The sequence below is a fragment of the Prosthecobacter sp. genome (assembly GCF_044226605.1).
Classification (GTDB): Bacteria; Verrucomicrobiota; Verrucomicrobiia; order Verrucomicrobiales; family Verrucomicrobiaceae; genus Prosthecobacter.
Genome location: NZ_JBGAGS010000004.1, coordinates 30,683 through 41,424 on the forward strand (window position 1 = coordinate 30,683; position 10,742 = coordinate 41,424).

Below are 10,742 nucleotides of genomic sequence, written 5' to 3' on the forward strand. Positions count from 1 at the left end.
GTATTGACAATCGTGCCTCCGGTTTGGAGCATGGCAGCACTCAATACCATGAAGAAATACAACGTCGGGATCATCGGATACGGCTGGGCCGCCAGCGCGCACATTGACGCCATCAATAAAACCAAGCAGGGGCAGGTCACTGCGATTTATTCCTCCCGCAAGCTGGACGATGCCGAACTGAGCGCCAAGCACGGCACACCGATCAAGAGCTATCAGAACCTGGATGAAATGCTGGCCAATCCAGAGATTCATGTGGTGGATATTTCCAGCTATCCGAGCCAGCACCGGGATCAGGCAGTGAAGGCGGCCAATGCCAGGAAGCACATCATTCTCGAAAAGCCGATGGCCAACTCGCTGCAGGAAGTGCGGGAGATTGCCGCAGCGGCAAAGGCCAATGGCGTGAAGGGCTGCGTGTGCTTTGAGTGCCGCTTCTCCAACCAGTTTCAGGTGACCAAGGCACTGATCGACGAAGGACTGCTTGGCAGTCTGCACTACGGCGAGGTGGACTACTACCATGGCATCGGCCCTTGGTACGGCCAGTTCCGTTGGAACACCGGTAAAAAGGACGGCGGCAGTGCACTGCTCACCGCCGGCTGTCACGCGCTGGACGCCTTGCTCATGGTCATGGGCGGCGAGGTCGAGAGCGTCACCAGCTTCTCCACCAAGACACAGAGCGAGATTTTCAAGCCCTACGAATACGACACCACCAGCGTGACGCTAATCCACTTCAAAAACGGTGCCGTGGGCAAGTCCGCCGCCGTGGTAGACTGCCTGCAGCCTTATTACTTCCACACCCACCTGTGCGGCAGCCAGGGCAGCCTCCTGGACGACAAATTCCACTCGATGAAGCTGCACACGGACAAGCATGCCTGGAGCAAGCTCTCCATGAAGATGCTGGACTCCGGCGATGTGAGCGACCACCCCTATGAGACGCAGTTCCAGGCCTTCTTTGACGCCTTGGACGAGGGCAAGGACATGCCGCTGACCAGCTTCCCTGAGGCGCTGCGCAGCTTTGAGGTCATCTTTGCCTCTGACAAAAGCGCCGAGCAAGGCGGCAAGCCTGTGCGTATCGCCGATCTCGACTAAGCGAACACGAAGCCTCATTCGCGCGTTGCAGGGCAAGGACCTCCGCACTCGCTGAGCATAAGATGATGCGCCTGTCAGGTAATTCCCTGATAGGCGCTACGCTCAGCCAGTGCTGGTTGCATAATTTGGCAGTTGTGATGGATTCATCCGCATGAGCACAACCACACTGCTGTCGTCCGGCAAAGCCGGACTCCTCCTGGCCACTGCAATGTTTACTCTCTCCAGCTGCGATCCCTACATGGGCTATGGCTATGGAGGAGGGTATGGAAACGGGGGGTATGGAGGCTACGGGTATCCGGCCAGCCTTTCCACATTCATTCCGGTCGGAAACTCCTACAACTACTCGTACTATCCGCGTTACGGGGCCTACTACCACCGCCCCACCCAGCAGTACCACTACCTGAGCGGAAACAACTGGATGTCAGGCCCGCGTCTGCCCGGCTACTCTCATTCGACAATCCAGGCTTCGCATTCTGTGCCATTCAACTTCAACAGCCACCCTTCGAATTTCCACTCGCAGGTGAGCCATTCTTTCCCGCAAAACTGGAGTCCTCCCAGCGGTGCTGGCAGCAGCGGCGGCCACCAGTGGAACGGCGGTGGCAGCAGCAACAGCAGCCACCACGGTGGCTGGTCCGGCAGCGGCAGCTGGAATGGACACCACAGCTTCCGTTAAGAACGGACGGTCCTTTTCCGGATCATAAAATTAGAGCCTTCTTCCACAAACGCCCGCCTCGCCTTGAGGCGGGCGTTTGTTTTGCATCGTAATAAGAGAGTGAGCGGAAACGAAGATCTGATGGACGTGAACAGCCGCGCTGAGGTATAAAGGCGTTGGGCCGCAGAATGTCTGTGCGATTGCCGATGAAAAAGATTGTCCTGATCCTGCTGTGTGTGCCGCTTTTTCTCTTGGGCGGACTGGGCTATGCCTTCATCGCTCACAAGCTTGTGGGTGATCGGGAGCCTTGGTTTACGGGGTTCCTTGTCGGCGGTCTGGCCGCTACGGTGGCGCTCCTGTCGTGGTGTACGGGCACTCCACTGCTAATCGGCCTGGAGGTATTTGCCGGCACTGGCCTTATCTACCTGTGCATGTGCCTTGTGTTTGGCAAAGGCAGCCGAGTGGAGATGCTGGTGCCCGCCCACATCATGGCCGTTCTGGGTCTGATGGCCTGCGGGGTGTTCATGAACGGGAAGAAAAAAGCTCTGCGCACTTCAGCTCCCGCTCCCAGCCACTACCAGACCAGCACTTCCTCTTCCTCCTGCGCCGCTGGCACGGCAGGCGCCTTCGCAGGTTTGACGAAATCGTAGATGATGGGGATGCTCATGAGGCCGGTGCGACGGTCGTCGAAGTAATCGGAGTAGAACGGCCTGCCAAAGACGCGGAAGCCCAGCATTTTATACAACGGCAGCAGGCGGGTGCCGGATTTGGTGACGACATGCGCGGCGTTGAGCTGTCTGGCGTAGTCCTGCATGGCTACGGCCAGCTTCATCAGCGGCATGCCGGTGAGGTTTTTACAGGCGCAGCCGCGGGAGACTTCCATGATGAGACCCTCCGTGGGATAGACGAGGTCCTGCGCATCGGACTCGCTCTGCAACTCCAGTTTGGGCACCTCATCGCTGCGCAGCACCCGGACCACGCCGGTGATCTCCTCGTTGGAGTTAAAGAGTCCGAAATGATGGGCCACTTCGTCAAATTCGTCGATGTCACGCAGCAAACCGCTGGTGTACACCTCGCGCCGTAGGCGGGCGATAGTGTCGCGGTGCTCGTGGAACGAAATCGGTCGAATCATGGGTGTGGAGAGAACGAAGGAGGACGTTTCTAAGGACACAGCATGGTAGGCAAAGCAATGAATTCTGCCTAAATAAAGGTTAAGAATCCATAATCAACGACTACGCCTCAACCGAGTGAGCAGATGCCCCCAGCTCCGGCACGTTCAGCATCCTCTATGGAGGTGCAGCTCAATTCGGGCGAGCCATCAAAGTCCTTCGGAACCCCGCCAGGCAGAAGAACACGGAAGCGGTGGAGGCCTCGAATGCGCAGCGCACGCACCTCCCGCTGCAGAGACTCTGCCGTAAGGGGGAGATGTGCAGGATAGGCCCAGAGCGCGGAGAAGCCGCCGCCCTGCTCGTGGTGAATGAGCGCCGTGTGGCTGAGGAGTTCGGTGATGGGACCGTCCAAGCGGTTCCAGCGCAGGAAGAGAGCGTGATTGCCGGAAAGGAGGCCGTCATGGGCGGAGAGACCGTCCAGCCATTTGCTCTTGTAGCGCAGCACACCGTCCTGCAGCACGGGCTGGCTGCCGCCCATGAGGATGCGCGTGCAGCCCAGCGCCATGGCATGCGTGATGGAGAGGACATACAGGGCGGCCAGCCCTCCACGCTGAAGAATATCCTGGCGTCCTTCCAGCACACCGGTCACCAAGGGCACCAGGGTCTTGCCCTGCCTGGCCAGGAGGTCTCCAGCGATCTTCTTTCCTCCCTCTGTGATCCAGAGTATCCAGCCGAAGCGAAAGGACAGCCGCAGCATCCAGCGAGGCGCGCTGGGCAGCTTCGCCGCATGGCGCGCGGCGAGGTAGGGGGTGTAGAAGTGATCATAAAAGGTGTCGAAGTCTGCTGGCACCCGTGAGAGGTGGCTTTCGTAGCCCCGTTTTCTCACACGGCGGAAGTCCGACTCCCCCTTCCAGGATTCGCGTCCGAGTACCTCCGGATCCTGCGGGACGGCCATCCAGCAGGAGACAAGGGGCGGCACGGCAAGGTAGTCTGTCTCCAGAAACAGGCGCGCTGAGACGAGATCGATCCCCACCAGCGTGAGATCCGCCGCCAGCCGCTGCTGGTGCAGATACCTCTGCAAACGCCAGACGGGAACATGAACAGTGCTTTGCACTTGCGGCTCCTCGGCAAACCAACGCTCCGAGACATACTTGCTCCACTGCTGCCGGCCTGCCGCCTGCAGCGTCACCTTGCGGCCGGACCCGCGTGCCACCCCGTGCAGGAGGCGCACTGGCACGCGCCAACCGAGGAAGGGCAGCAGCAGTCGCATGCCCCAGCGAAATAACGCCTTGGCGAAGGACACCATCATGCGCGTCTTTTCCCACGCAAATAGGAGGTCAGCCCTTCAGGGCCGCCCGTGTTTACCACCGGCAACGGGATGAGATGCACCTCCGTAGGGCAGACGAAATCCACCGGCACGCCACCGGGCAGCAGAATGTGGAAGCTGTGCAGCCCATGCGTCTTGAGCCTCCTGTAGTGGCGCTCCAGGTTTTCCGCCGTCAGCGGCTCTGAGTGGGGAAACGACCACAACGCGGAGAAGCCGCCCATGTCATGATGAAACAGCGAGGTATGACTGAGAAAATCCGCCACCGGGCCCGCCAGCTGATTCCAGTCCAGCAGCAGGATGCAGTTGCCGCCAAGAATGCTGTCATTAAGACTGATGCCGGTGGCCCACTTGTTTTTGTAGCGAAACACGCCGTCATGCGGAGAGGGTTCGTTGCCACCCATGTGAATCCGCGTGCAACCCAGTTCCCGAGCTTTCTCGATGCTGTGAACGTAGGTGGCGGTCAGCACGCCTTCAGCAAGGAGGTCTGCGCGCCCGTCCATGACGCCATTCACCATTCTGTGGTAATCTGTGCCTCTGACGATTTCGATGCTCGCCGCCAGTCGTTCGCCATCTCGCACGATCCAAAGCAGCATGCCTGATTTGAAAATCAGCCGTATGCGAGCGCGGGCGCCCACCACCGCAAGGGAGCCGTGGCGGCGGGAGACGTGGGGCTTGTAGTATCTGTCGTAAAACAGATCAAAGTCTTCTTCATCCCGGCTGAAGTGAACATCCAGCTTGCGGATGCGGACACGGCGTATGTCTGCCGCGCAGTTTTGGCGCTGGCGTGCAAAGGCCTTCATGTCCTCTGGAACTTCCATCCAGCATCCCACGGACATGGGCACTGCCAGGTAGCGCCGGCGCAAAAACACACGCGAGGAGATACGATCGATCCCGATGACGGTGAGATCCGCCTGCGCACGCCACTCCCCCAGCACGCGCTCCAGCCGCCATACGGGCACCGTCAAAGTGCGCACCACGGCGGGCTCTGAAGCGAAAAAGCGCTCCCGGATAAAGTCGTAGCTCCAGCCCGCGCTCAGCAGATGCACCACCCGCCCGGAGGCACGGTCCGGCCCGCGCAGCAGCACCACCGGCACCCGCCATCTGGAAACCGGCAGAACGATGCGCATGAGCCAGCGCATCCAGGTTTGAAGAATCAGCACCATGCAGGTCGGTCAGGCATACTCCAGCAGAGCTTTGATGACTTTGCGTTCGCTCACAGCCTTGAACGCGGCAGCGATTTCCCCCATGGGAAAACGATGCGTGATGAAGTCGGCGGAGGTCAGCCGGCCTTCACGAATCCACTGGCACAGGGCGGCCTGCGATTCCTTTTCATACCGGCGTGTAGGCCACTGATGCACGAAGAGGTTGAAGTTAAAATCCGCCTTCGCTTTGTCGATGTGCAGCACGCCATGGGTGAGCACGCCGTAGATGCAGTGGGAGCCGCCGCGGCGCAGGAGTGGCAGGCCCTGCTGCAGGATGTCCGGGTGACCGACGGCATCGATCACGGCATCGAGCTTTTTGCCGCGAATCTTGGCCAGTTCGCCGATCTCGAGATCGCCGGGGGCGAAGGCGGCATCGGCACCAAAGGCCAATGCCTTGGCCTGCTTGTCCGCATGGCGATCGACGATGCCGATCCAGCCGAGGCCGAAGAGCCGGCCGAGTTTGACAAAGCTCAGCCCCACGGGACCAGCACCGTAGATGAGCACATCATCGCCGGGCTGCAGATGGAAATCGCGGAAGGCACCCAGCACCTCGCGCCAGGTGCAGAGCAGCACGGCCTGCTCCGGTGGGATGTCTGCATCCACACGGGTCTGGATTTCGAAGACCTCCACCCAGCCGTGGGCCTCATCGGCCACTCCATCGGCCACCATCGCGTCATGATCATTGGCTAGGGTGTATTCGCCAAAGCCGCCCCAGCCGGAATCGACGCCTTCGCTTTGCAGATCAAAGACGAGGCCGCCGACTGCGCGATCACCGACTTTGAAGTTCTTCACTTTGTCTCCCACGGCGGTGACGATGCCCACGCTCTCATGGCCGAGCGCGAACGGGAACTTGTCCTCCATCCCTGGGAAGGTGCCGCCGAGGAGTTCGGAGTCAGTGCGGTTGCACAGGCAGGCGCACTCGGTGCGCACCAGAGCCTGATAGGGGCCGGGCTTGGGCTGCGGGGTGTCGAGAATGGCGAGTTCGCCAGGTGAAACAGCGATGACAGACTTCATGATGGTGGGAAGCGCATCCGAACACGCGGCGCATGCGAGTGCAAGCGTGGAGACAATGAAAAGTAGTCCAGAGCTTTAGCTCGCTCTGGAGAACGTCATCACCTGCCCAATGCCGTCCATGCAAATTGAAAAACCGGGCAGCATGAAGGTGTCAGCGCTCTTTCATTCCTCCGGCAGCGGCACATTTTGCTCCACCTTCCCAGTGCGGGGATTGGGGAGAATCTGGGACACGATGCGGGCGCTGACTTTCACGGCGTTGCAGCCAGCCTGGTCCAGACTGTGGCGCATCTGCTCCTCCATCCCGCGTACGAGACGGGTTTCATCGGCTCCGGGAGAAGGAACGAGCAGCGCCTCCACGGCATCCGGTGCCGTCTGCCGAAACTGATACGCGGCCACGTCGTCCCGTTCATCCATTTTAAACAGAAACAGCATGCCGGTGAAGACGAGGATTTCGGGCGTTTTGAAGGCGTAGTTTGTGGAACTGCGGCCGATGAGCTGCTCGATGCGGCGGAAGGGCCACTCGGAGTCCACGGGGCCGAGCTTCACGCGGTCATTGATGCGGTAGCGCAGCAGCGGCAGGGCCTTGTTCATCAGCGGGGTGGCCAGCGCGTGGTCGGAGAGCGTGCCCTCGGGAACCGGCTGGTCCTGAGCGTCCACGGCTTCAAAGGCCAGCAGGTCATCGTGGCAGAGCATGTGCTGCATGCCGGACCATTGGCGGGCAATTCCGAGGGTCTCCCCGCAGCCGTAGGTGCTGTGGGGCTCGATGCCGAAAGCGCGGCGGCACAGGTCGCGGATGCCAGGCGTGGTGGCGTCTCCGCCCGCGGAGAGGTAGCCCCTGCCCTGCGGCATGCGGATGTTCAGCTCTCCGCGGAGCTGCGCCTGCGCCAAGCGGCCGAGCAGCGACGCATAGCCCATCATCGCGTCTGGCTGAATGCGCTGCACCTGCGCCAAGATCTCGGGCCACGGAGTGGTGATGCTGATGGCGTGGTAGCGGGAAAACAGCGCGCCAACACGGGGCCGTGTGCGATACATGATGGCCGAGATGGCGGGTGAGGCATCTGTGACGAAGGCGATGACTTTGAGCCGCCTGCGAAGGCCTGGAGAGCTTGGCTCCTCCGCTGCATCGGCGCTGCAGCGTGGGGAGGCGGAGTGGCGCACATTGGCGGTGGCGTAGATCCAGTCCACCGCATTGACGTCATGCACCGTCGGGGTGACTAAAGCCGAGGTGCCAGCGGTGGTGCTGACCATCCAACGGCCATGGTAGAGCCTGTTCCAGTTCTTTGGGTCTTTGAGATAGGCATCCAGCGCGGCACGGCGCAGACGCGGATCTGCCACAATCTCATCCCAGTTCTCCAGCATGAGCTCCTTCGTTATCGGGGGGATGTCGGTGAGCTGGCAGCGCTCCACATCGATCCCTTTCAGATGTCTGCGATAAAAGGGACTAACCTCCAGCGCGTGCCGCGCCATGGCGCGCCAGCGCTGCTCCTGCAGCTTGAGGAGATCGGCGCGACTCAAGAGCTGGGCCTTGCGGGCCAGCCTGGAGGTGCGGATAAGGTTCAGGGTGCGGAACATCACGGCACTCCTTTGCGAAGCGGCGGCAGTGGGTCAAGGCGGGCGTGGCTGGGAGGCGACAAATTCGCCTCATGAGAGCGTCCTGTCTATGCCATCTCATCCCGCAGAGGGACGTTCTGCTCCACCTTGCCTGTGCGCGGGTCGGGCTGGAGCTGAGGCACCACGCGGGCAGAAGTTTTGACACCGGGGCAGCCGCCTTCCTGCAGGCTGTGCTGCATGGCGGCGGGCAGTTCACGCAGCAGCAGCGCTTCATCGGCCCCGGGCTGGGGAATGAGGATGCACTCCACGGCATCGGGGGCGGTTTGGCGGAACTGGTAGGCCGCTACATCCATGCGGTGCTCCATCACAAAGAGGAAACGCGTGCCTACAAAGACGTGCCGCTCCGGCGTGCGAAATACATAGGTCATGGTGCTGCGGCCATGAATCTGCGTGATGGTCTGGAAGGGCCACTCCGCATCGACAGGGCCCATTTTCACGCGGTCATTGATGCGGTAGCGCAGCAGCGGCAGCGCCTTGTTCAGCAGCGGTGTGGCCAGCGCGTGATCGGAGAGCACGCCCTCGGGCACTGGCTGGTCCTGAGCATCCACAGCCTCAAAGACCATCACGTCATCATGGCACACGAGGTGCCGCATGCCGCGCCACTGGCGGGCGATGCTGAGCGTCTCGCCGCAGCCATACATGCTGAAGGGATCAATACCAAAGGCTCGCCGACATAGATCGCGGATACCGGGCGTCACGGCATCTCCGCCCGCCCAGATGCAGCCGCGCTCCGGCGAGGGGTGCAGCTTCAGCTCTCCGCTGAGCTGGGCCTGCGCAAGTCTGCCAAACAGGGAGGCGTATCCCATCATCACATCCGGCTGGATGCGCTGCACCTCTGCCAAAATCTCCTCCCAAGGCGCAGTGACATTGATGCGGTGGTATTGGCAAAACAGCGCGCCGATCCAGGGACGTGTGGCATATAGCGCGCCGGAGATGGACGGCGCGGTGGCCGTGATGAACGCGGCCGCACGCAGTCGGCGACGAAAGAGCGAGGGCTGCCGTGAGCTGTGGGGAGAGGCGGAGTTCCGCAGGTTCTGTGAGGCGTGGCCCCAGTCCACCGCTGCAAGATCATGCGGGATGGCCAGCGCCGCGCCGGTGGTGCCGGAGGTCATGCTCACCATCCAGCGTCCATGATACAGCGTGCCCCAGTTCCCGGGATCGCTCAGGAACTCTTCCAGCTCCGCCCGCCGCAGTCGAGGATCAGGCACGATCTCGTCCCAGTGTGCCACCAGCAGCTCTTTAGTGAGCGGAGGGATGTCGGTGAACCGGCAGCGCTCCACATCGATGCCAGCGAGGTGCCTCCGGTAAAAGGGGCTTACATCGAGTGCATACCGCGCCATGTCCCGCCAGCGCCGCTCCTGCAACTTCAGCAGGTCCCCGCGGCTCATGAGGTGGGCTGTTTTGACCTCCTTGCGAGCGCGGAGGATATTGAGGAGGCGGCTCATGCCCCATGCTTTTGTCATGCGCTGAGGCAGGAGTCAAAAAAGATCAGGACAAAGTGATCTGGAGCTTAGCTCCTTTAGAACCGCCTCTCAAGTGCACCCGGCTGAGGCGTGCATTTTGGTGCCAGCCCAGCAAAGGCGCAATTCCCGCGCATGATCTCCCTATTTACGCGCTGGAAATGCGCCCGATTCTTGCTTTGAAAAGAGGCCGCCCATGCTCCGCAAGCTTTTCGAATACCTGCTCTGGCCCCTCATCCTTGTTGCCGCCCTGATCCCAACCGGGATCGGCATCGCGCACAAGCAAGGGCCGATGGCGTTCAACATCACCTACTTCAGCCTGGCAGCGCTGCTGTACTTCCTGGAGCGCAAGTTCCCGCATGAAAAGGAATGGCTGCATTCAGACGGGCAGGAGTTTCCCGACTTTGCGCACACGGCGTTCACCAAATCGTTTGTGCAGCTTCTCATCATTTCCGCCAGCGTGGTTGGCCTGGCCGATGTGGTGGGCGGAGATCAGGGCACGGGATGGTGGCCGAATCACTGGCCCATGTTTTGCCAAGTGGTGCTGGGCCTGGTGGTGGCGGAGTTCGGGCTCTACTGGGCGCACCGCATCGCCCATGAGTGGATGCCGCTGTGGCACTTCCACGCCGTGCATCACAGCAGCAAAAAGCTGTGGTTTTTCAACACCGGTCGCTTCCACATCGTGGACACGCTCAAGAGCATGATCTTCTCCGCGCCACTGCTGGCGCTGGTGGGGGCTCCGAAGGACGTGGTGCTGTGGTTTGGAGCCACCACCGCCTACATCGGCTTCCTCACGCACTGCAACATTCAGATGCGCTTTGGCTGGCTGAACTACATCTTCAACACCCCTGCCCTCCACCGCTGGCACCACTCCAAGGACCTGCGCGAAGGCAACAAAAACTACGGCGAAAACCTCATGCTGTGGGACCTCATCTTCGGCACCTACTACGACGACACCAACCGCCGCCCGCCTCTGGAAATCGGCATCAAGTCCGCCATGCCCAAGTCCTTCTGGGGACAGGTGGTGGAACCCTTCCGGTGGCACAAATTTCAAGCGGCGGCCAAAGAAGGCACCCACAAACGGGAGTTGCTGTAAAAAGGGCGTCAGATGCCGCTGAAAACGACTTGATGCCCCGCCGTGCGCATGCGAAGCATCGGGCCCGAAACAAAGCGCCCGTAGTTCAACGGATAGAATGGTGGTCTCCGAAGCCGCAGATTCAGGTTCGATTCCTGACGGGCGCACCAGTCGAAAAACGACTGGAACCCTTTTAAACTAGGAGT

Annotated in this window: 10 protein-coding genes and 1 tRNA gene; 5 read left to right on the top strand and 6 right to left on the bottom strand. The window is 60.9% G+C overall.

The features are described from left to right. Positions 1–30: 30 nt before the first annotated feature. From ACILSO_RS06310 to ACILSO_RS06320, 3 genes are all read left to right on the top strand, one after another. A complete protein-coding gene (locus ACILSO_RS06310) occupies positions 31–1,086 on the top strand; it encodes a Gfo/Idh/MocA family protein (protein ID WP_395736526.1) in 1,056 nt (351 codons plus the stop codon). 151 nt (positions 1,087–1,237) lie between these two features. After that, positions 1,238–1,759 (top strand): hypothetical protein, encoded by a 522-nt coding sequence (locus tag ACILSO_RS06315; protein WP_395736527.1) that lies wholly within the window; start codon positions 1,238–1,240, stop codon positions 1,757–1,759. A gap of 185 nt (positions 1,760–1,944) precedes the next feature. Beyond that, a complete protein-coding gene (locus ACILSO_RS06320) occupies positions 1,945–2,388 on the top strand; it encodes a hypothetical protein (RefSeq protein WP_395736528.1) in 444 nt (147 codons plus the stop codon). Here ACILSO_RS06320 and ACILSO_RS06325 read toward each other — a convergent pair. From ACILSO_RS06325 to ACILSO_RS06350, 6 genes are all read right to left on the bottom strand, one after another. Beyond that, on the bottom strand, positions 2,313–2,870 hold the full coding sequence (locus ACILSO_RS06325) for a GNAT family N-acyltransferase (protein WP_395736529.1): 558 nt from the start codon (positions 2,868–2,870) through the stop codon (positions 2,313–2,315). The two genes, ACILSO_RS06320 and ACILSO_RS06325, sit on opposite strands and share 76 nt — an antisense overlap. Positions 2,871–2,977: 107 nt before the next feature. Continuing rightward, a complete protein-coding gene (locus ACILSO_RS06330; protein ID WP_395736530.1) occupies positions 2,978–4,156 on the bottom strand; it encodes a hypothetical protein in 1,179 nt (392 codons plus the stop codon). Further along, positions 4,153–5,337 carry a GNAT family N-acetyltransferase gene (locus ACILSO_RS06335; protein ID WP_395736531.1) on the bottom strand — a complete coding sequence of 395 codons (1,185 nt, stop codon included), beginning with the start codon at positions 5,335–5,337 and terminating at the stop codon, positions 4,153–4,155. Before ACILSO_RS06335 ends, ACILSO_RS06330 begins: the two co-directional genes overlap by 4 nt. A gap of 9 nt (positions 5,338–5,346) precedes the next feature. Then, complete coding sequence (locus ACILSO_RS06340; protein ID WP_395736532.1) at positions 5,347–6,390, bottom strand: zinc-binding dehydrogenase; 1,044 nt, start codon at positions 6,388–6,390, stop codon at positions 5,347–5,349. A gap of 162 nt (positions 6,391–6,552) precedes the next feature. Beyond that, positions 6,553–7,965, bottom strand: a complete 1,413-nt coding sequence (locus ACILSO_RS06345; RefSeq protein ID WP_395736533.1) for a hypothetical protein — start codon at positions 7,963–7,965, stop codon at positions 6,553–6,555. A gap of 83 nt (positions 7,966–8,048) precedes the next feature. Further along, positions 8,049–9,446, bottom strand: a complete 1,398-nt coding sequence (locus tag ACILSO_RS06350; RefSeq protein ID WP_395736534.1) for a hypothetical protein — start codon at positions 9,444–9,446, stop codon at positions 8,049–8,051. Positions 9,447–9,657: 211 nt separating this feature from the next. On the opposite strand from ACILSO_RS06350, the gene ACILSO_RS06355 reads away from it, so the two are divergent. Both ACILSO_RS06355 and ACILSO_RS06360 read left to right on the top strand, forming a co-directional pair. After that, positions 9,658–10,557, top strand: a complete 900-nt coding sequence (locus ACILSO_RS06355) for a sterol desaturase family protein (protein ID WP_395736535.1) — start codon at positions 9,658–9,660, stop codon at positions 10,555–10,557. Between the two features lie 74 nt (positions 10,558–10,631). Next, positions 10,632–10,706, top strand: a tRNA-Arg gene (locus ACILSO_RS06360). The last annotated feature ends 36 nt before the right edge of the window (positions 10,707–10,742 follow it).

What these genes read in the sequence shown, in the direction of transcription:
- ACILSO_RS06310 (WP_395736526.1), top strand. Translation starts at nt 31, where the DNA reads ATGGCAGCACTCAATACCATGAAGAAATACAACGTCGGGATCATCGGA.
- ACILSO_RS06315 (WP_395736527.1), top strand. Translation starts at nt 1,238, where the DNA reads ATGAGCACAACCACACTGCTGTCGTCCGGCAAAGCCGGACTCCTCCTG.
- ACILSO_RS06320 (WP_395736528.1), top strand. Translation starts at nt 1,945, where the DNA reads ATGAAAAAGATTGTCCTGATCCTGCTGTGTGTGCCGCTTTTTCTCTTG.
- ACILSO_RS06325 (WP_395736529.1), bottom strand. Translation starts at nt 2,870, where the DNA reads ATGATTCGACCGATTTCGTTCCACGAGCACCGCGACACTATCGCCCGC.
- ACILSO_RS06330 (WP_395736530.1), bottom strand. Translation starts at nt 4,156, where the DNA reads ATGATGGTGTCCTTCGCCAAGGCGTTATTTCGCTGGGGCATGCGACTG.
- ACILSO_RS06335 (WP_395736531.1), bottom strand. Translation starts at nt 5,337, where the DNA reads ATGGTGCTGATTCTTCAAACCTGGATGCGCTGGCTCATGCGCATCGTT.
- ACILSO_RS06340 (WP_395736532.1), bottom strand. Translation starts at nt 6,390, where the DNA reads ATGAAGTCTGTCATCGCTGTTTCACCTGGCGAACTCGCCATTCTCGAC.
- ACILSO_RS06350 (WP_395736534.1), bottom strand. Translation starts at nt 9,446, where the DNA reads ATGAGCCGCCTCCTCAATATCCTCCGCGCTCGCAAGGAGGTCAAAACA.
- ACILSO_RS06355 (WP_395736535.1), top strand. Translation starts at nt 9,658, where the DNA reads ATGCTCCGCAAGCTTTTCGAATACCTGCTCTGGCCCCTCATCCTTGTT.